The 20,887-nt window shown below is 48.0% G+C and carries 18 protein-coding genes; 8 read left to right on the top strand and 10 right to left on the bottom strand.

The genetic code is table 11. From position 1 onward, the window contains the following. Nucleotides 1–94 precede the first annotated feature (94 nt). Together IX95_RS18850 and IX95_RS18845 are read left to right on the top strand one after the other, a co-directional pair. The gene (locus tag IX95_RS18850; protein WP_081885466.1) at nt 95–1,051 is read left to right on the top strand and encodes a LysR family transcriptional regulator; all 957 of its coding nucleotides are present in this window, start codon (nt 95–97) and stop codon (nt 1,049–1,051) included. 269 nt (nt 1,052–1,320) lie between these two features. After that, nucleotides 1,321–2,364: a hypothetical protein gene (locus tag IX95_RS18845; protein ID WP_038163076.1), complete on the top strand. Its 1,044-nt coding sequence runs from the start codon at nt 1,321–1,323 to the stop codon at nt 2,362–2,364. 39 nt (nt 2,365–2,403) lie between these two features. Here IX95_RS18845 and dld read toward each other — a convergent pair whose 3' ends face one another. The 5 genes from dld to IX95_RS18820 all read right to left on the bottom strand — a co-directional run bounded on the left by dld (nt 2,404) and on the right by IX95_RS18820 (nt 9,222). Continuing rightward, a complete protein-coding gene (gene dld, locus IX95_RS18840) occupies nt 2,404–4,113 on the bottom strand; it encodes a D-lactate dehydrogenase (RefSeq protein WP_038163072.1) in 1,710 nt (569 codons plus the stop codon). A 352-nt stretch (nt 4,114–4,465) separates the two neighbouring features. Continuing rightward, nucleotides 4,466–5,299 carry a MurR/RpiR family transcriptional regulator gene (locus tag IX95_RS18835; protein ID WP_038163068.1) on the bottom strand — a complete coding sequence of 278 codons (834 nt, stop codon included), beginning with the start codon at nt 5,297–5,299 and terminating at the stop codon, nt 4,466–4,468. A gap of 267 nt (nt 5,300–5,566) precedes the next feature. Then, nucleotides 5,567–6,586 carry an ABC transporter permease gene (locus tag IX95_RS18830; protein ID WP_038163066.1) on the bottom strand — a complete coding sequence of 340 codons (1,020 nt, stop codon included), beginning with the start codon at nt 6,584–6,586 and terminating at the stop codon, nt 5,567–5,569. A gap of 80 nt (nt 6,587–6,666) precedes the next feature. Beyond that, a complete protein-coding gene (locus IX95_RS18825; RefSeq protein ID WP_006962669.1) occupies nt 6,667–8,160 on the bottom strand; it encodes a sugar ABC transporter ATP-binding protein in 1,494 nt (497 codons plus the stop codon). A 54-nt stretch (nt 8,161–8,214) separates the two neighbouring features. Continuing rightward, nucleotides 8,215–9,222, bottom strand: coding sequence for a sugar ABC transporter substrate-binding protein (locus IX95_RS18820; RefSeq protein WP_038163065.1), 1,008 nt, complete (start codon nt 9,220–9,222; stop codon nt 8,215–8,217). A gap of 619 nt (nt 9,223–9,841) precedes the next feature. Here IX95_RS18820 and IX95_RS18815 point away from each other — a divergent pair. Genes IX95_RS18815 through IX95_RS18800 form a run of 4 tightly spaced genes read left to right on the top strand, consistent with a single transcriptional unit; the run spans nt 9,842 to nt 16,049 of the window. Then, a complete protein-coding gene (locus IX95_RS18815) occupies nt 9,842–11,758 on the top strand; it encodes a bifunctional 5-dehydro-2-deoxygluconokinase/5-dehydro-2-deoxyphosphogluconate aldolase (RefSeq protein ID WP_038163063.1) in 1,917 nt (638 codons plus the stop codon). 3 nt (nt 11,759–11,761) lie between these two features. Next, nucleotides 11,762–13,609, top strand: a complete 1,848-nt coding sequence (gene iolD / locus IX95_RS18810) for a 3D-(3,5/4)-trihydroxycyclohexane-1,2-dione acylhydrolase (decyclizing) (RefSeq protein WP_038163060.1) — start codon at nt 11,762–11,764, stop codon at nt 13,607–13,609. Between the two features lie 10 nt (nt 13,610–13,619). Continuing rightward, complete coding sequence (gene iolE, locus IX95_RS18805) at nt 13,620–14,516, top strand: myo-inosose-2 dehydratase (protein ID WP_038163057.1); 897 nt, start codon at nt 13,620–13,622, stop codon at nt 14,514–14,516. A gap of 21 nt (nt 14,517–14,537) precedes the next feature. Beyond that, nucleotides 14,538–16,049 (top strand): CoA-acylating methylmalonate-semialdehyde dehydrogenase, encoded by a 1,512-nt coding sequence (locus tag IX95_RS18800; protein ID WP_038163054.1) that lies wholly within the window; start codon nt 14,538–14,540, stop codon nt 16,047–16,049. Nucleotides 16,050–16,138: 89 nt separating this feature from the next. On the opposite strand, the gene IX95_RS18795 is transcribed toward IX95_RS18800, so the two are convergent. Next, nucleotides 16,139–16,642: a DUF2867 domain-containing protein gene (locus IX95_RS18795; protein ID WP_038163050.1), complete on the bottom strand. Its 504-nt coding sequence runs from the start codon at nt 16,640–16,642 to the stop codon at nt 16,139–16,141. A gap of 8 nt (nt 16,643–16,650) precedes the next feature. Further along, nucleotides 16,651–16,836: a hypothetical protein gene (locus IX95_RS18790; protein ID WP_038163047.1), complete on the bottom strand. Its 186-nt coding sequence runs from the start codon at nt 16,834–16,836 to the stop codon at nt 16,651–16,653. A 117-nt stretch (nt 16,837–16,953) separates the two neighbouring features. Here IX95_RS18790 and IX95_RS18785 point away from each other — a divergent pair, with 117 nt between their 5' ends. Continuing rightward, nucleotides 16,954–17,490: a TetR/AcrR family transcriptional regulator gene (locus tag IX95_RS18785; RefSeq protein ID WP_081885465.1), complete on the top strand. Its 537-nt coding sequence runs from the start codon at nt 16,954–16,956 to the stop codon at nt 17,488–17,490. Nucleotides 17,491–17,608: 118 nt separating this feature from the next. Next, on the top strand, nt 17,609–18,151 hold the full coding sequence (locus IX95_RS18780) for an outer membrane protein (RefSeq protein WP_038163043.1): 543 nt from the start codon (nt 17,609–17,611) through the stop codon (nt 18,149–18,151). Between the two features lie 66 nt (nt 18,152–18,217). Here IX95_RS18780 and IX95_RS18775 read toward each other — a convergent pair whose 3' ends face one another. From IX95_RS18775 to IX95_RS18765, 3 genes are read right to left on the bottom strand one after another with little or no spacing between them, the layout of a single operon-like run. After that, complete coding sequence (locus IX95_RS18775; protein WP_171354473.1) at nt 18,218–18,886, bottom strand: 3-oxoacid CoA-transferase subunit B; 669 nt, start codon at nt 18,884–18,886, stop codon at nt 18,218–18,220. Then, nucleotides 18,886–19,539 carry a CoA transferase subunit A gene (locus IX95_RS18770; RefSeq protein WP_038163037.1) on the bottom strand — a complete coding sequence of 218 codons (654 nt, stop codon included), beginning with the start codon at nt 19,537–19,539 and terminating at the stop codon, nt 18,886–18,888. The genes IX95_RS18775 and IX95_RS18770 overlap by 1 nt, the downstream gene beginning before the upstream one ends. 1 nt (nt 19,540) lies before the next feature. Further along, a complete protein-coding gene (locus IX95_RS18765) occupies nt 19,541–20,755 on the bottom strand; it encodes an acetyl-CoA C-acetyltransferase (protein WP_038163035.1) in 1,215 nt (404 codons plus the stop codon). Between the last annotated feature and the right edge of the window lie 132 nt (nt 20,756–20,887).

Here is a 20,887-nt window from a genome sequence, read left to right as displayed (position 1 = left end):
GTGATCGTTATCACAATAAGGTACGAGTTTGCTGGCTAGCCTTCAAATGACATTTATGCCACTCTTACATGAGTTCAGATCATGCGAGTGAATTATGTCCCCTTATAACCGTCTCCCTTATTCACACAACGGATTGAAAGTCTTTGAATCTGTGGCGCGACTTATGAGCTTTACCAAAGCGGCTGATGAGCTTAACGTTACCCAAAGTGCAGTCAGCCGTCAGATAAAGCAACTTGAAGATGAGCTAAAAGCATCTCTAGTGATCCGAAAACACCGAGCGATTGAGTTAACAACGCAAGGGAAAGATCTCTATGAAGTGCTGCGCAAAAACTACGTTGCGCTAGACAGCTTGATTGCTCAGTGGGCGGTACCGAATAAGAAGCGTATTGTGATAAAAAGTGCGCTCAGTTACGCCACGCGTATTCTGATGCCTAAGGTTGCGATGCTCAACGAGCGATACCCTGAACACGAGATTGTTATCATCCCATCGATTGAAGAAGATCCACCGCTTGATTCTGAAGACTGTGATCTGCTGATCGTGAACACGCGAAAGCGTGAGCGATACCAGAATCGCTCAGATGTGACCTTTCTTCGTGATGAGTTTATGGCGCCGGTTTACGCTGAATCCCTCTCTGAGCAACATATTCAGTTAAGTGACGTTCTGACGTTGCCACATCTGCATGCCACCCTTGATCATCAGGATTGGAAAAACTGGTTAAGCAACGCTGATCTGAAAGGGGCGAAAAAGGGCAGGGATACTGTGTTCTTCAGCTTGGATTTAGCGCTAAGTGCCTGCCTATCCGGCCAGGGAGTGACAGTGACGGATCTGCTGTTGGTATTACCTGAACTCAAGCGTGAGTTTCTCAAATGCCCTGAACAGCTTTCACTTCAACATAGCGACTGGCAGTACTACTGTTATCAACGCAATCATTCTCCCATGATCAGTGAAATCCTTAATTGGTTGGTCGAACAGACTCAAAATGAGCTGAACCAACTCAAAGTGCTGTGCGACAAATTTGGCTGGAGCCAAGCAGACGTGACCTTGGGTTGAACTCACCATTCTAATCAGTGGAGTGGATGTTCTTCTCCCTCTCTGTGGTGTAAAAATTGCTAAATACGCTCTGTAAGAAGCCTCGTTGTTCTTCCTATTATTCAGTGTGTTAGATGTAAAAAAATGTGCTGTTAAGTTTAGTGTTGAAACGTTTTTTGATTTAACGACATCCGTGCGGATACTTCCCTCCATCGATTTATACACGTCAGATTCCATGATGTTCTGGTGTGCATACGTCTCAGTTGAGTATGTGATGAGTGGGAAAACTTATGTTTAAAAGAGCGGCGATTTCGGTTTCGGTACTAACTACGTTACTTGTTGGTTGTGGCGGTGGTGGTTCTGGCGATGCTGGAAGCACTGGCAAAAATAATATTAATGGTGGTCAAAGCCGTGTTGTTTATCCGATGGGGATCTATGTTGCGACACTAGGAAATGGAAGTGACGATATTCTACGTGCCAGTGATACATCACCGCGTTACATGGGGATAGGCATTGGTTATCACTATACAGGTGAGCAACAGTTTTGGAGCCAGTCGGTGAGTGTAGATGCTTCAAACGATTACCACAAAGTAGAAGTGTCGGCTGGGTATGAAGTCGCTCAGTCAACAGTGAGTGATGCAATGGAATATGCTTCTAAGCAAGTGAAACCAAGTGGTGAGGTGCTTAGTAGCTCATTACGCAACGCTAAATTGTCGAACTTAGGCTGGATTTTTGGTGAGTGGCGAAAAGATCTTTCTGCTGTGCAAAAGGCGCAAATTCAGTCAATTCACTTGGATGATTATGAGTTTAATACACTGGATTATGGCTTTCGGATGACTTCAGAAGATTCTGGCATCCAAGGAGAAGATTTTAATGTTTGGTATCAACAAGTTGAAACTGAGAAACTGATTGACGTTTTGGCTTCTCTACCAGATACAGAATGGAAAAGCATTGATGCTTACAACCAACCTAATGCCTATAACCGTTACAAATTTACCCAAGTCAACAACGGCCCATTGATGGTCACCGCTTTCATTGAAGACAATGGCGTCGAGTACTGTAAGACTGAGCCGAAGGGTTTCGCCATGTACAATGATAATCAGATTATGCGTTTTGAAACTAAGCTTGAAGCGTCTAACGTTGAGGCGTGTAAAACCTACCTGAGACAGTCAGATACCAAGCCATTTGGAGGTGAACACGGCATTCTGATTGGCTTTGTGAAAAGTACCAGTGGTCAATCTCAGATGGCGGTTTATCACATAGGTTTTTATCAAGAAGGCGAATTGGAGAAGCATCAAGCCTTGAGCGGTTCAGGCATGTTTGTGAAGAATTAATCGTAAAACGGAGCTCAATGAGCTCCGCTTTCCTTTCTGTTAACCGCTACAGCAGCTGCAATTACGTTTGTATTTACTCATTTTACCGATACCCGGGTTAAAGGTATTGGTTGGATCCAATGAGTGGTAGAACTCCTGAAGCTGCTTTTCGGCTTCATAGAGGTGGCCTACGTTATGCTCTGCTGGGTATTTGGCGCCTTTCTGAGTTAAAAGCTCAAGCATTTTCTGTTTGATCTTCTTCGTATCCGCGCCCTTTCTGAAGATGTAATCCTGATGGAAGACATGACACATAAAGTGACCGTAGTAGAGACCCATAACCAAGTCTTTGGTGATCTCATCTGGTAACTGTTCCACCCAGTCAATGTCGTTTCGGCGCAGGGCAATATCTAGCGCAAGAATGTCTTCCACTTCATTGGAGTGAATGGTTTCATAGCGAATCGCAGCACCCGCAGCCGCAAAGCGATGAAGCAGAGCTTTCTTGCCTTCATCAGCATCACAAACAAAGTACTCACACCCGTCCTGCTTAGACCAGACGTTCTCCAGGTATTCTTTCGCTTCATCGATACCACCATCACTCATTTTTAGGATCAGATGGTGCTCGTACTTATCTCTGAATTCCAGCATGCGCTTAGGAAGGTGCTGTGGGAACAGTTTGGTGAGCCAGTAAAGCGTAATATCTGGCAAATCTTTAGATACAAACGGAATGCGTTTCAGGATCGACTCAACTTTTGCTTTTAGCGCAAAGAACTTAGGCAATTTGTCAGTGCCTAGATGATGAATCGACAGGAAGACATCTTTACCGTAAGTTTCTGCCAGATTGAAAATGTCGCGATGCATGTATTCGCCCATTTCTGGCAAATGTTTAAAGCCACTGAGCATGTCACGGCGCAGCATCGTCATCTTCGCTGGATCGCTACAGCCGATGTAGAAAAGCTGTTCTTTTTCAGCGACAGGGTTGGTATCGACACGGACTGCAAACACTGCGAGCTTACCTGCACAGCCGCTGGCTTCAAACAGGCGTCTGGAATCTGCATTAAAACGGGAAGGGGTTTCTGCATCGACGTCACGAACGCGAGCTTCGTACTCTTTGTCTGATGCCATTGCATCACTGTGGATGATCTTAGAAGGGTCAAAGTTGCCTTGTTCAACATTGGTCAGGATTTCTTCTGGCGTTTCACCAAGGCCTTCGATACCTAAATGATTCACAAGTTCTAGTTTGCCTTCTTTGGTGACCTGGCCAAACAGCGCTAATTCCGTGTACGCAGGGCCGCGTTTGACTAAAGCACCACCGGAGTTGTTGGCAATGCCACCAACAACTGTTGCGCCAATTGAAGAAGAACCAATTACGGAATGAGGCGCACGGTTAACGGATTTAAGCTTCTTCTCAAGTTGGTGAAGGCTCACACCCGGTAAACTAATGATCTGTTTGCCGTTTTCAATCAAATGCAGCGAGTTAATACGCATGATGTTGATCACCACAACTTCTCGGTCGTAATCGTCACCACTTGGTGCAGACCCTTCAGTCAGACCGGTTTTGGCGGCCTGCATGATAACAATGCAGTTCGCTTCTACTGCGGCCTGAAGCAGGCGCCACTGTTCAACTAATGAACCGGGAAACAAAACGGCCAGTGCTTTGCCTTTACCCGAGCGGAAGCCTGAGCGGTAATATTCGGTTTTTTTGTTATCGGTTAACACATGGTCTTGGCCGACAATGTCGATGAATGTCTGAATTAGCGCTTGATTACTCATGGCGTCCCTTTGCTTCCTTTGTGACGTGCTTGTTATTTTCTGGTTTTGCATATTTTAAATTCGAAACTCAATTCGAACCAGAAGCAGAAATTCACACTTGTGTGTTTTCTTGGTCAATAAAGAACGCTTTGGAAGCTGAATCACCAAATATCAATCACTTAAGTTAGTAGTATTCTTCTATTATTGGAAGAAGTATCATTGTCTTTTTCCAAAATTGACATAATAAGTGAGGGGCTAGAGGCGTTGAATTGTAAAAAATAAGTGATCAAACCCTCACTTGGCCCAATGATTTGACCTTGGCAGGTATAAAGAAGAAATAAGCGGCAGTGATCGACCACTGCCGCTGAGAAGGCTAGAGTTTTTCAGCCTGATCGAAGGCCATAGACACCGCGAGAGTTTGCGCTAGGCACAAAGACGCTGACTGAGAACGAAATGCATCCACTTTGGCTTCTTTGACCACAAAACACACGTCGCTGAACGCTGCGAGCGGGCTGATTTGGCTATCGGTAATCACAATTTGATGTGCACCGGCTTTGGATGCGACTTCGCTGAGCATCACGGTTTCTTGCGCGTAAGGGCTGAAACTGATGGACACGATGGTATCTTTTGGGCCAATCATGCTCAGTTGTTCTTTGAACATTCCACCAAGGCCATCAATAAGGAAAGCGCGCTTATCCAGATGACGTAGTGCGTAAGTCAGATATGACGCGACGCTAAACGAACGTCTAAGCCCAATAAGATAAATATTCTCCGCATTACGCAGGATATCAACCGCCTGCTCTAATTTTTCAGCTGAAGTTTGAGCGGCAAGGTGATTCATTGCCTGAGAATTAGCGCGGGCAAATTCCTCCAGAATGTCTTTTGGTGTTTCTGGTGGGTGAGGTTCTCCCTCTAGCTGTTTATACAGTCTGGCTCGATCGGTATAGCTGGTGGTTTCCTCAACCAGATTGCGACGAAACAGTTGTTTCATATCATTGAATCCGCTGAAGCCAAATGCACTGGCAAAACGAATTAGAGTCGATGGAGGTACTTCGGCTTGCTGAGCAATCACGGCAACAGTATCAAATGCAACACTGTTAGAATTATCAAGTACATACTTAGCTACTTGCTGGAGTCGCTTACTCAGGTCAGAGTAATTATTGCGGATCTGATCCTGCAGCTCTCCGAGCGAATTGGCCGCTTTCATGTCACTCTCCTAGGTTCGGAATCTGAAATAAATCTTCCGTAAAGATACCTTAAATTCGAAAGTCGTGAAATATTTGTTTCAGAACGAGATTAGTGATGGCTTCCAAAAATGGTCAGAAGCGGGATGCGAGAAGAAAAAAGCGCCGCAACGTAAAGCGGCGCAAACAGGGTAGTCCCCAGAAGCTATTGCCATATCAGGGCTGACGTTGTGAGCGCAGCATCAGACAAGATATTCGTGAAAGGACAATAGCTTCAGCCCTACAAAACGTTATTTGCTTTTCTTGTGACGTTTCATATCGAACATCACAGCAAAAATGATGACTAAGCCTTTGACGATTTGCTGCCAGTACGCAGAAACATTGAGCAAATCGAGCCCGTTCTGGAGCACACCCATGATCATAGTGCCTATGATGGTGCCCTGAATTGTGCCGATACCGCCTGCATGGGATACACCACCAACGGTTGCAGCGGCAATCGCATCCAGCTCATACATCACCCCAAGACCCGGCTGACCAGAGTTGATGCGAGCAGCCAGAATCAAGGCTGCGATACCCGCCAGAAGGCCTGCGTAGGTGTAAACCAGAATTTTGTATTTATTGACGTTGATACCCGAGACGTAAGCGGCGGTTTCGTTGCCGCCAATCGCGTAAGCGTACTTACCGAAACGGGTGTAGTTGAGCAGTATGTAGGAGACAAAAGCCATGACGATGAAGATCACCACAGGTACGGGCAGCCCAGCAATGTTGCCTTGTCCAATCCACTGATAGGAGTCAATCAGGCTACTGACCGGGCGACCGTCAGAGTAGAGCAGGGCAGCACCACGCGCGACGATCATCATTCCTAGCGTCGCAATGAATGGCGGAATACCTGTGTACGCGATCAAGGCACCGTTAATGTAGCCACACAATGCACCTACCGCTAATGCTGCGATGATGGGCACGATCACTGGAAACTCTGGCATGTTCGGGTACATGCGCATGCTCCAGTCGAGTGTTTGCGCCATACTGGCCGATACCACCGCTGCGACGGCCAGCACTGAGCCGGATGAAAGATCGATACCACGAGTGATAATGATGATGGTCACGCCCAACGCTAGCAGACCGATACTGGCCATCTGAGTGACCACATTGAGCAGGTTCGCCACGGTCAAAAATACCGGAGACAAAATCGTCATCACGATACACATGGCAACAAAGACAATGTAAATCGCGTACTTAGAGACAAGACGTTTGAAATTTTTGTTTGGCTCGCCTTCGGTTGAGGTAGCCTTAATCAGTTTTGCAATCATAACTGCATTCCTTGAATTACTTCTTAATCACCTGCCAAGCAGGTGAACAAATCCTGATAAACGAATGACGATCTGAGACCTTAATTGAGCGCCATTGACATGATTTTCTGCTGCGTTGCTTCTTGTCCTTCAATCGCACCTTTTAGCTGACCTTCATGCATGACCAGAATGCGGTCACTCATCCCCATCACTTCGGGCAGCTCGGAGGAAATCATCACCAAACTCTTACCCATACCGGTAAGTAGACGCATGAGTTTGTAAATTTCAGACTTAGCACCAACATCAATGCCGCGTGTAGGCTCGTCGAGGAACAAAATGTCAGGTTTGGTTAGCATCCAGCGGGCAAGCAGCACTTTTTGCTGGTTACCGCCACTGAGGTTGTCGATGGTTTCGTACATGCCGGGGGTTTTAACTCTGAGCTTTTTACAGTGGTCTTCGCTGTCTGAGCGCATCTTGCGGACATCAAGCACATTCACCACTTTGTTGCGGTACGCGTCGAGGTGGGCAATAGATGTATTCGCAAAGATATCTAGCATCAGATATAAGCCAGAATGGCGACGATCTTCGGTCAGGAAAGCCATCTTGTGGCTGATCGCGTCTTGTGGGGTTTTGATTTCCACTTCATTTCCGTTGATGCGGATCACTCCGGTGTCTTTCTCGCGAACCCCAAACAGAGTTTCAATCAGTTCCGTACGACCTGCACCCACCAGCCCGGCAATGCCAAGAATTTCGCCTTCGTGAAGGTCAAAGTTAATGTTGCTGAAGGCGCCTTCAACGGAGAGATCTCGCACTTCGAGGCGAGTTTTGCCCGGTTTGGCTGTCGGAGGTGGAAATACGTCACCAAGATCTCGACCCACCATCATCTGCACCAGTTCTTCGTTATTGGTCTCTTTGGCTTCTCGTTCACCAATAAAGCAGCCATCGCGGAAGACGGTAATGTCGTCGCAGATGCGGAAAATTTCATCCATTTTGTGGCTGATGTAGACGATAGCGCAGCCACGACTTTTCAACATTTCAATGATTTCAAACAGATGGTCGACTTCTTTGTCGGTTAGAGCGGAAGTTGGCTCATCCATGATGATGATTTCTGAGTGGTAGGAGATGGCTTTGGCTATTTCAACCATCTGCATCGTTGCCACCGTCAGTTCAGTCATAGGAGTTCGTGGATCTAAATCCAGATCGAGCTTTTTCAGCAGCTCTTCGGTATCGCGATACATCTTATCGTGGTCAATTAGCTTTAACGGTCCCTTAAGCGGTTCGCGTCCCAGCCAGATGTTCTCTGCAATACTGCGATATAAAATAGGAGAAAGTTCCTGATGGATCATAGAGATACCTGATTCAAGCGCTTCTTTTGCGCCCGAGAACTCAACGGCTTCTCCTTTGTAGCGAATGGTGCCACTGTCACGCTGATAAATACCGAACATCACCTTCATCAGGGTTGATTTACCAGCGCCGTTTTCCCCCATCAATGCCATGACTCGGCCTTGTTTAAGGGTAAGCTGAACGTTGTCTAATGCTTTAACACCAGGGAAGGTTTTGGTGATACCACGCATTTCGAGTAAAACTTGACTCATAACTACTACTCCAAAAAGTGCTCTGCACTGAAGGTGCAGAGCGCTGTTATTCCATTAACCTTTTTGTTTCGCTTCGAACGCGGCTAGGTTGTCCTGTGTGACCAGCTCTGCTGGGATCCAAGTAATTTGATCGTGCTGTTTACCTTTAACGGCATCAACTGCGGCATCAATCGCGCCACGAGCCTGACCACCACCGTCTTGGAATACCGTCGCATTCAGAGAACCATTCTTAACTGCGATCAGACCATCTGGCGTAGCGTCGACACCAACGACTAAGGTGTCATCAAGTTTGCCCGCTGCACGTAGAGCCTGAATTGCACCCAGTGCCATGTCATCGTTGTTAGCCAAGATAATGTCTAACTGGTCGCCAGAGTTGAGCCAGTTTTCCATAACGGTCATCCCTTGAGCGCGCTGCCATAGACCTGTTTGCTTACGAACCACATCGAAATTTGGTTTGTCTTGGAAGAAATCTTCCACACCCTTAGTTCGCATGATGGCGGCTTCCTGAGTCAGCATCCCCATCAGGATACCCACGTTGCCACCGTCTTTAATGTTGGCGGCGTATTCCGCCTGCGTTTCGCCGAACTTCAGCTCTTCAGAGCCAACGTAGAAAACGCTTTCCGGCAGGTAAGAAGGACGTCGGTTGAGATACACCAGCTTAATACCGGCATCAAGGATGCGGTCGGTCATTGGTTGAGTTGCGTCTGTGTTTACAGGGACGAGAATAATTGCGTCCATTTGCTGGACGATAAAGTTCTCTACCTGACCCAACTGCTTCGCTGTATCTTCCTTAGCATCGACAAAGGTCAGTTCAACTTTGCCGTCAAATTGTTGCGCGTATTTGTCCATTGCATCTTTCATGTACACCATGAAGGTGTCATCAAAGTTGGGAATGGCAACGCCGACCCGTGCGACGTCCGACTTGGCTTCTTCCTGACCACAAGCTGTCAGTAGAAGTAACCCAGAAGTCACGAGTAGGCCTTTAAGTAAGGTTTTAGAGGTAGTGGCGAGTTGTTTCACCTTGGTCAGCAGCATGGTAAGTCCTTGATGTAATGATGGCATCATTGCCTCCTTCGTTCTTGTTCAACCGCGTTCCACACATAATGAAATTTTCATTTCATTTTTGCTTGAATGCGGCTGTGAGTCCTATTCAGCTGTTTCAATCGTTATCTTTTCAAACTTGCAAAACATACTTCATTGGTTTGAAAAATATTTTTTATTGGTGTCGGTGAGAAACTATATGTGGATGTTTGAATTCTGACCAGTCGAATTGTTTCTCAATTGTTAAAACTGTTATCGCGATCTCACTGAAATTTACATTTCAATATACCGTTCAATATTAAGTTATTGATTTTTAATAAATAAAAAATTTATGTGACCTGTTTTTGATATTTGTGTTAATTGAGTCTTTCATTTGTGGAATTTTTGTTTCAGCGGAAAATATTGAGTGGTATTTTGATAAATATTTTTCATTTTATGTGTATCTTAGAAATGAAAAGAATGGATTTGAGTAAAAAATAGCCATGGATCACAGTCTGGATTTTGCATTTCATTTTTCATTGAAAATGAAATAAATGTTTCGTATAAAGGTTGTGAAACACAAATAACCTTATTCGGCGATAGTTGGAAACCGGGTTGGTGTCCCCGGTTAAAACCAGCAAAGTATTAAAGGAGTAACCAAATGAAGGCCATCGATAAGAAACTCGATCTTATATGTATGGGACGTGTGGCCGTTGACCTGTATGGGCAACAGATTGGTGCCCGTCTAGAAGACATGGGATCGTTCGCAAAGTATCTCGGTGGGTCATCGGGCAATGTTGCCTACGGTACGGCGCGTCAGGGGCTGAAATCGTCTATGTTAGCGCGTGTTGGTGATGAACATATGGGACGATTCGTGCGTGAAGAGTTGCAACGGCTTGGCGTAGACACCAGCCATTTGATCACCGATCAGCAACGCCTGACCGCGCTGGTGATTTTAGGGATCAAAGATGAGGACACGTTTCCACTGATTTTTTATCGCGATAACTGCGCAGACATGGCAATAACGTCTGACGATATAAGCGAGGAATATATCGCTTCAGCCCGTTGTCTAGCAATCACAGGTACGCATTTATCTCATCCCCAGACCAGAGAAGCAGTGCTAACAGCACTGAAATATGCCCGCAAACATGGTGTAAAAACGGCACTGGATATCGATTACCGACCAGTATTGTGGGGTCTGACTTCCATTGGTGACGGTGAAACACGTTATATTGAGTCAGAAAACGTTACAGCATCACTTAAAGAGGTACTGGGATTATTTGACCTTATTGTCGGTACAGAAGAAGAATTCCATATTGCTGGAGGGTCTGAAGATACTTTGCAAGCGTTGAAGAGTGTACGTGAAGTATCGGATGCGGAACTGGTCTGCAAACGAGGGCCACTTGGCTGTTCTGTATTTAGTGGTGAGCTACCAGACGATCTTGACGGTGGTATCAACGCTCGCGGCGTAAGAGTGGAAGTGCTCAATGTACTCGGAGCTGGGGATGCGTTTATGTCTGGGTTATTGCGTGGCTACCTCAATGGTGAGAGTTGGCAGCAGTCTTGTGCGTACGCAAATGCATGTGGCGCGCTGGTGGTTTCAAGACACGGCTGTGCGCCAGCAATGCCAAGTAAAGAGGAGCTGGATGATTATCTGGCGCGAGCTGAAGAGGTACCGCGTCCGGATCTTGACTCACACCTCAATCACCTTCATCGAGTAACAACGCGAGATAAAGAGTGGGATGAGTTGTGTGTACTGGCGTTCGATCACCGTATTCAGTTTGTCGATATGGCGCGCTCAGTCGGTGCTGATATCAGTCGGATTTCTCCTCTTAAAGAACTGATCTATAAAGCCAGTCAGGAAGTGGCGTGTGAGGCCGACTTGCAAGGTAAAGCTGGTTTATTGTGTGATGGCTCTTTCGGTCAATCGGTATTGAATCAGGTTACGGGCAGCGGTTGGTGGATAGGGCGTCCAGTCGAGCTACCGGGTTCGCGCCCACTAGAGCTTGAGCACGGCAACATCGGTTCACAATTGATCGACTGGCCACTTGAGCATGTCGTTAAGTGTTTGGTGTTCTTCCACCCTGAAGACAATCATGCGTTGCGTTTGGAGCAGGAAAAACAGGTGCAGGAAGTCTACACCGCCTGCTGCAAATCCGGCCATGAAATGCTTTTAGAAGTTATTCTACCCGCTGACATGGAGCGCGATGACGCCCTTTACCTTCGCGCCATGCAGCGCTTCTATAACCTAGGTGTGAAACCTGACTGGTGGAAACTTCCACCAATGCAAACAGAAAGCTGGCAAGCGGCTGAGGCATTGATCAACGAGCGTGATGCGCATTGTCGAGGCGTAGTATTACTCGGGTTAGATGCGCCGGAAGAGGTGCTGCGTGAAGGCTTTAAGCAAGCTGCGCAGAATAATGTAGTCAAAGGGTTTGCGGTAGGGAGAACTATATTTGGTCAGCCATCTCGTGCTTGGTTAGCTAATGAGATCGATGATCAAACGCTCATCGATCAGATTAAACGTAATTACCACAACCTGATAAGTCTGTGGCGTGAACGAGGTCAGGAGGGGTAAAGAATGACGAAGACAACTCGACTGACTATGGCTCAAGCGCTGGTGAAGTTTATGCAGGCACAGAAAGTGGAAATTGATGGCCAGCTGCAACCGATATTTGAGGGCGTGTTTGCCATCTTTGGCCATGGCAATGTTGCAGGCTTAGGAGAGGCGTTGTTCCATGTGAACGATGAACTGCCGACCTATCGCGCGCACAATGAACAAGCAATGGCGCACAGTGCGATTGCCTTTGCAAAAGTCAACAATCGCCGCCGCATGATGGCAGCCACGACTTCGGTTGGTCCGGGCGCGTTGAACATGGTAACCGCTGCGGCTTTGGCACACGTTAACCGTTTACCCGTCTTGCTTTTACCGGGTGATACGTTTGCGACTCGCGAACCGGATCCTGTCCTTCAACAAGTTGAAGACTGGAGTGACGCCACTATCACGCCGAACGATTGCTTTAAGCCTGTGAGCCGTTTTTTTGATCGCATTACTCGCCCTGAGCAGTTGTTGAATAGCTTACCTCAGGCAATGCGAGTACTGACCGATCCGGTTGAATGTGGCCCTGTGACGCTTTCTCTCCCTCAGGATGTGCAGACCATGGCGTTTGATTACCCTGAACATTTCTTTGCAGAAAAAGTCCATCGGATACGCCGACCAGGGGCAGATGAGTATGAACTCCAATTTGCTATTGAGACCATAGCGCAGGCTAAGCAGCCACTGGTTATCGCGGGTGGGGGCATCCATTACGCAGAAGCAACCCAAGAGTTCAGCGACTTTGTGGAAGCCTTTGGTTTGCCCGTCGGTGAAACACAAGCGGGCAAAGGCACATTGGCATGGGATCACCCGAGTAATCTAGGGTCGATCGGAGTTACGGGCTCAGAAGCAGTTAATACGCTTGCCAGTGAGGCAGACATTGTCATCGCTGTCGGGACTCGCTTACAGGACTTTACGTCCAGCTCTCGTGCGTTATTCCGCTCTGATGCCAAAATTGTTTCACTCAACGTCAATGGATTCGATGCGACCAAGCACTACAGCACCCCTCTGGTTGCAGACGCCAAACGTACCTTGCCACAGCTCAGTAGTGGTCTGATTTGCTGGCACATTTGCCCTGACTGGAAGAGCAAAGCGGAATCACTGCGATTGAAATGGAATGAAACCGTCGAGATTGCGATGACTGATCGCCAAAGCGAATTACCTACCGATGCGGAAGTGATTGGCGCTGTTAACCGTGCCGCGCAAGAGAAAGACATTGTTGTCTGCGCGGCAGGCGGCCTGCCGGGTGAGCTGCATAAATTGTGGCGGACACGTTACGACAAGGGTTACCACCTTGAGTATGGTTTTTCGTGCATGGGGTATGAAATCGCTGGTGGGCTTGGCGTCAAAATGGCGAAGCCTGATTCAGAGGTTTTCGTCATGGTGGGTGATGGCTCATATCTGATGCTTAACTCAGAGATCGCCACCTCGGTGATGTTAGGTCAGAAGCTGGTTGTGGTGGTGTTAGATAACCGCGGCTATGGCTGTATTAATCGTCTTCAGCAAGCTTGTGGTGGTGCGGGTTTCAATAATCTGCTTCAGGATTGCAATACCGTTGAGGCGGGGGCACCGAAGACCGACTTTGCCGGACACGCGCGCTCACTTGGCGCTAGCGCAGAAAAAGTGGGTAACATTGCTGAACTGGAGCAGGCGTTGATTCGCGCGAAAGCGGCGGAGAGTACGTATGTCATCACGCTGGATACCGATCCGCTCAGTACCACTGAATCTGGTGGTTCATGGTGGGAGGTCGCTGTGCCAGAAGTTTCAGTTCGTGAGCCAGTAAGAGAAGCGCGTAAACGCTACGAAGCAGCCAAGAAAGATCAGGTTATCTAAGGGAACAATCATGACAGTACAACTAGGAATTAATCCACTAACGTGGACGAACGATGACTTGCCGTCTCTTGGGGCTGAAACACCACTTGAAACGTGTTTGTCGGAAGGAAAACTGGCGGGTTTCGCTGGATTTGAATTGGGTAATAAATTCCCGCGTGAAGCGAGTCAACTTGGGCCAATCTTAGCCGGACATGAGTTGCAATTAGTCTCTGGCTGGTACTCCGGCGAGTTGCTGACTCGTAGCGTTGAAGAAGAGATTGAAGCCGCGCAGTCGCATCTGACGTTACTGCGAGAACTCGGTGCGAAAGTGATGGTGTTTGCTGAAGTGACAGGTTGCATTCATGGCGATCAAACAACATCAGCGCATTTACGTCCTCATTTCCCGGAAGACAAATGGCAGGAGTATGGCGAAAAACTGTCTGAGTTTGCCAGATACACCCAAAGTCAGGGCGTTCAAATTGCTTATCACCACCATATGGGAACGGTTATCGAGTCGGCACAAGACATCGACAATCTAATGGTGCATACCGATAAGGAAGTTGGGCTGCTTTTAGATACCGGACATCTTACTTTTGCCGGTGCGGATCCGCTTGCTGTCGCTCAGCGCTGGGCTCATCGCATCAACCATGTTCACACCAAGGATGTGCGTCTTGATGTTCTGGCAGACGTCAAAAACCGTAAGACCAGCTTTCTTGATGCGGTATTGGATGGCGTGTTTACGGTGCCTGGTGACGGTGGCGTGGATTTCCCGCCCGTACTGAAATTGCTGGCAGAAAACGGTTACCAAGGCTGGTTAGTGGTGGAAGCAGAGCAGGATCCGTCGGTGGCACATCCGCTGACTTACGCCAAATTAGGATTCAAAAATTTACATCAATTTGCCTCTGATGCTGGTTTGTTTAACCAGTAGAGCAAGGAAGGAGCTCGATAAATGGAAACGGTTCAGAATTTTATTAATGGTCAACTAAGCGAGAGTCATACAGGTCGCTTCGCACCTGTATTTAACCCTGCGACAGGCGAGCAAAGTCGCCAAGTAGTGTTAAGTTCGGCAGCGGAAACCGCCGAAGCGATTGCTGTAGCTGAGAGGGCTTTCCCTCTATGGGCGAAGACACCGCCTCTCAAGCGTGCCCGTGTGATGTTCAAATTCAAAGCACTACTTGAACAAAACATGGATCGTTTGGCGCGAGTGATCTCCAACGAGCACGGTAAAGTCTATTCAGACGCTGTTGGAGAGGTGACGCGTGGTCTGGAAGTGGTTGAGTTCGCATGTGGCATACCACATCTTCAAAAAGGGGAGCATTCAGCCAACGTCGGGACGGGTGTCGATAGCCACTCACTGATGCAACCTCTGGGGGTTTGTGCGGGTATCACGCCGTTTAATTTCCCTGCTATGGTACCAATGTGGATGTTCCCAGTTGCCCTTGCGACCGGTAACACCTTTGTCCTTAAGCCATCGGAAAAAGACCCGAGTATGGCCCTGATTATGGCTGAACTACTGAAAGAAGCAGGGTTGCCTGACGGGGTGTTCAACGTTGTTAATGGCGACAAAGAAGCGGTGGACGTACTGCTTACAGACCCTAGAGTTCAAGCCGTCAGTTTTGTTGGTTCGACGCCAATTGCCAAGTATATCTACAGCACCGCTTCTGCACACGGTAAGCGCTGTCAGGCATTAGGGGGAGCCAAGAACCATTGCGTGCTAATGCCGGATGCAGACCTTGATATGGCAGCTAACGCTATCATGGGGGCGGCCTTTGGTGCCGCAGGAGAACGTTGCATGGCGTTGTCAGTGGCGGTTGTGGTCGGCGATGAAACCGGTGACAAGCTCATCGCTCAGCTCGAAGAGAAGATCGCGCAAATGCGTGTCGGGCCGGGTATCGTAGACGGGCCAGAAAATGACATGGGGCCTGTGATCTCAGCTCCGCACAAAGCTAAGATATGCGATTACATCACATCAGGTGAACATCAGGGTGCCAAACTAGTGGTTGATGGCCGTGATTTTGTGGTGGAAGGACACGAAACAGGTTACTTTGTTGGCCCGACGTTGATCGACAATGTTTCACCAGACATGACGATCTACAAAGAAGAAATCTTTGGCCCCGTCTTGTCGGTAGTGCGAGTTGAAAACTACGAGACAGCGCTGGACCTAATCAATCGTCACGAATACGGCAATGGAACCGCAATATTTACCCGTGATGGCGAAACGGCTCGTCAGTTTGGTGAAGACGTGCTGGCGGGCATGGTTGGAGTGAATGTACCTATTCCAGTACCTATGGCGTTCCACAGCTTCGGCGGCTGGAAGCGTTCCGTATTTGGCCCACTCAATGTTCACGGAAATGATGGCGTTCGTTTCTACACCCGAATGAAGACGGTAACAAGCCGTTGGCCTACGAGCGTGAGACTTGAACAACATGCGAGTACGTTCACTATGCCGACCATGGACTAAGTGACTGCTCCGACTTGTTGACAAAAAATCCCAGCATAAATCGCTGGGATTTTTTATGTTCAAATGCCTGAGAGTGGGGTAAACAGCCCCTAAGTGTTGACCCTTTTAAGCATTGCACGAATGCTAGCAGCGGCGATCAACTTATGAAAAGGAATGATCGCTAGCAAGTAGGCGTAACCAATCCATGTCCGAGTATTGACTAAAGTGGAGAGCGTAAACCGCCCCGGAGCGAGCTTGACCACTGAAAGGGAGACCTGCATATGTTTGTCCTCACTGGTGCAAATGATCTCTGTGTCTGAGAGTAATTCGACTTGATGTAATCCGATGCCTTGTCCCTGCCGTAAATCTTCGACCCGCAACGTCATCTTTTCTGCTGACGCAGCAAAGCCTAACGGAGCGACCAAACGGTTTCTCAGCGCCATCAGTGTTTCAACGATGTTTGGAAGGTGGCCAAATACATCCACGTAAACCTGACTAGGGGAGCGTTGTTGGTCTGGGATCTCAAAGCTCAATGCGTCACAAAAGCCCCGTTTCTTTAAGCGCCCAACCAGTGCACTTTGTGCTGGGAGCTCACTGCTTGCGAGTGTTTTCATCATCTCTCCTACATTATCTGTTTTAACGCGTCTCTTACTTCCGAGCCTCCAATGAGAGCGAGAAACAAAAGGCCTCCCGGGATCAACAGCGCCATCATTATCGGCCTTAATACGTAGGAGAAACAAAACAAGCTCGGCATAAATACCAACCACTGGCCTAATAGAGTCACGACTTTCTTGAGGTTATCTTCCATTGCATTCTTTCCTAATCATAAAATTGAGCTCGCTCAATTAATAAGTGAGCGCGCTCAATTTGTCAACTCATCTGGGTAGAGGTATGATCTAGCAGCAATATTTTGGGTGAAAAGAGCATGGGAAAAAGAGAACAAACGAGAGAGCGGATTCTTAGCGCGGCATGGGAATTGTTTGAAACGCAGGGGTATCAGGAAACGTCTACGCGTCAGATAGCTAGGCAAGCGGGAGTGGCAGATGGTACGGTCTTTAGCCACTTTGAAAACAAGCTCGCGATATTGCGTGAAGGTATGCTCAACCAGCTAACTCAGCTTGCGCAGCAAGGCTTGACCAACCCTGTGAACGACGCAATGGAAATGGGGATGCAGTTCGCGACAACCTATTACGGTTATTACTTTTCCAATGTGAATCTGAGCCGAGCGCTACTTAAAGAAGTCATCTGGGATATGGACTACTACCAGTCTTATAATGATGCGGTGTTTGCAAACTCAAACCTGCCGGCCAGCGTGGCAGAGAAAATGCCGCTGATTATGGACTGCTACTTTATGACTCTGATTACTCACTTGAGTAAGCCAGAACCCACCTTAGAAGTAGCCCTGAAAGAACTAGAAGGTAAATACCGCACTATATTGAATATTGGCGTAGTCGAGGAGTAGGCGCAATGGCAGAGCTTGATACATTCTTCTGACAAAGCCTTACAAAAACGATATACAACTTATTGAAAGGTTGTCGTATTTTCCAGCTCTGTTTCGTGTCTATGGTGAATACTCAACTATGAAAAAAGCGCTTTTACTCTTGCCATTATTGCTGTCTTCAACGGCGTTCGCGGGGAATCATCAAATCGGCTTTGGTATTGGGGGCGGCGGTACAGATGGTCCTAATGACTGGAGTGACTCGGGTTTTGCGGGCAAAATTGATTACGCGTATCAATTCCACCCGAACTTCGCTGCGGAAGTCGGTTATGCCGCGGTTGATGGTATGACAAGCAACATCGTCACAACCGTTTTGGGGACGACCAAGCAAGAAGTGAAATACTCTACTGGTTTTGCGGGCTTGAAAGCAGGCGTATCGCCTGTCTCTTTCCTCAATCTCTATGTTGTCGGTGGCGCGAACTATTCTGATGTTGAGAAGACGTACACGCCTTCAGGTGGGACGGAACGAACCGATTCTCACACCGGATTACATCCATACTATGGAGCGGGTGCTGAACTGATTTTTTTTAGTACTGTTGGCCTAAACCTAGAGTACAGAAAGTTTGTTCTGGCTGATGATTTTGAATCCGATGTGGTCTTTGCAGGTATGAATATTAAGTTCTGATCTCGCCGAGATTCAAAAGAGAGTGAACGGGAGTAGCATGGAAGTGCTATTCCCGTTTTTGATCGTTTAGCAAGGCATGGCTTTGAGGTTAGGAGAGACGATTAGCTCGGCTGCTGTGACTGACTGCACATAATCCAGGTCGGTATCTGGGGCTATCTCAATGATTTCAATACCTTGTGGTGTGATGGTAAAGACGCCTAGCTCGGTCACAATCAAGTTGACCTGATTCATCGCCGTGAGCGGCAGGGTACAGTGTTTCAAAAGCTTGGGCTTGCCTTTTGCAGTGTGCTCCATTGCCACAATGACCTTTTTCGCGCCGACAACCAAATCCATTGCGCCACCCATTCCCGGAACCATTTTTCCCGGAATAATCCAGTTAGCCAGATTACCTTGTTGATCCACCTGAAGTGCGCCCAGCACTGTCGCGTCTACGTGTCCACCTCGGATAATGGCAAAGGAGTCGGCACTATTGAAATAGCACGCGCCTTCGATAGCGGTGATCGGTTGTGCACCAGCGTTGACTAAATCTGGGTCCTGATTACTTTCATCGGCCAGCTCATCAATGCCCAGTAGACCGTTCTCTGCTTGCATCAAGATTTCGATGTCTTTGTCGACTTCGTTGGCAACCAAAGTCGGTAAGCCTATGCCGAGGTTAACGATATCTCCGTCTTTCAGCTCTTGAGCAACACGGGAGGCAATACGTTTACGGATAAGGTGCTTTTCGTTGTTACTCATCAGGCTTCTCCCACAAAAATATGATCGACATACAAGCTCGGGGTATGGACGGCTTCTGGCTGAATGTCCCCAATCTCGACCAATTGTTCAGCTTCGACGATCACGCACTCAGCGGCAGTTGCCATTAAGGGGTTAAAGTTTTGGGTTGTTTTGCTGTAGAACACATTGCCTCTGAGGTCGACTTTTGAGCCGCGAATAAGCGCAAGGTCAGCTTTGAGGGGTTTTTCAAGTAGGAACTGCTGGCCATCCACTTCGATAAGTTGCTTACTTTCTGCAACAAGAGTTCCCAATCCTGTTGGCGTCAAAACGCCACCCAGACCAGCACCGCCACAACGGATTCTTTCGGCTAGCGTGCCTTGGGGTACCAACTCTACATCGAGCACGCCATCGTTCATCTGGCGGCCAGTTTCAGGGTTGAGTCCAATGTGTGACGCGTACAGTTTGGATACGCGCTGCTCGGCAATCAGGCGACTGGTGCCTATACCTGGCAAGGCTGTATCTGTGCTGATCAAGGTAATATCACGGACATCATTTTCAATCAGTAGATCGATGAGTTTTTCAGGCGCGCCTGTGCCCATAAAGCCGCCGATCATAATCGTCATGCCATCGCGCAAGTGCTGGCCTATCTGGTCGGCTGAAATACGTTTCTTCATATTATTGTTCCTCACAGCGTTTTAAGATCACTGCCGCACCCATTCCGCCGCCGATACATAATGAGGCCAAACCCAATTGCTTGCTGTTTCTCTGCAGTTGATAGACAAGGGTAGTGAGAATTCGGTTACCAGAAGCTCCGATGGGGTGACCTAAAGCAATTGCACCGCCACTCAGGTTGCTGTTGTCGAGTAACCACTGTGGCTCGACGTTGTGCTGGTGGCTAAGCTCTTTTATTACTCCTAAAGCTTGAGCAGCGAAGGCTTCATTGAGTTCGAATACATCGATGTCACTCAGGCTAAGCTGCGCTTTTTCGAGGGTATTATTGATTGCAGTGACGGGGCCAAGACCCATGACTTCGGGTTTCAGCGCCCCCTGACCATATTCGACAATTTCAGCTAACGGTTTAAGGTTGTAACGTTCTAGTGCTTCTTGGTTAACAAGAATGATGGCCGAAGCACCATCGTTGATTCCTGAAGCGTTGCCTGCTGTCACCGTCCCTTCTGGATCGAAAGCGGCTCTTAGTTTCGCTAGACCTTCTATTGTCGCATTAGCTTTCGGGTATTCGTCTTGAGAGACTTCAGTCTGAACACGACGTTGAATCACTGTGATGGGTTCTATCTCAGCCTTAAAATGACCTTGTTCATTCGCTGCCGCCGCTTTGTTCTGGCTAGAAAGGGCAAACTCATCCTGTGCTTCGCGGCTGATGTCGAGGTGTTTGGCCACGTTTTCCGCTGTAATACCCATGTGATAGTGATGAAACGCATCGGTCAGGCCATCTTTGATGATTGAATCTTCGAGGGTTTGGTGGCCCATGCGGTAGCCTCGACGAATCTGCCCGCTGGTAATAAACGCAGCGTTAGACATGCTTTCCATACCGCCTGCGATGACCACTTCCGCATCACCAGCACGAATATGGCTGGCGCCATCCATCACCGCTTTCAGGCCGCTACCGCAAATCATATTGATGGTGTAAGCAGGGACAGAGTCGGGGATGCCAGCTTTGATGGCCGCTTGTCTTCCTGGCCCCATGCCTGTCCCAGCGGTCAGAACATTACCCATGATGACTTCGTCAACCAATTCGGCGAAGAGATTCGCTTGTGCAATGGCGCTTTGGATAGCATGTGCGCCGAGCTCAACCGCTGACAGTGGTGCTAACGATCCATTAAAGCTTCCAATCGGTGTGCGCTTAGCTGCGACGATAAATACACGTTTCATTTCTCAATCCTTTTGCCTGAATTCGATGGGTATAGTCTATGGAAAGCCATCGCCAAGGTGTTATCCCCAGGAATTCAAAGCGACTTTGCAAATATGCAAAACAACAATGTGGAACAGTTCACTGTTGATTGG

Source organism: Vibrio sp. B183, assembly GCF_000740665.1.
GTDB classification, from domain to species: Bacteria; Pseudomonadota; Gammaproteobacteria; order Enterobacterales; family Vibrionaceae; genus Vibrio; species Vibrio coralliilyticus.
Note: the sequence above shows the minus strand (reverse complement) of the source record. Positions and strands in the feature narration are given on the sequence as shown.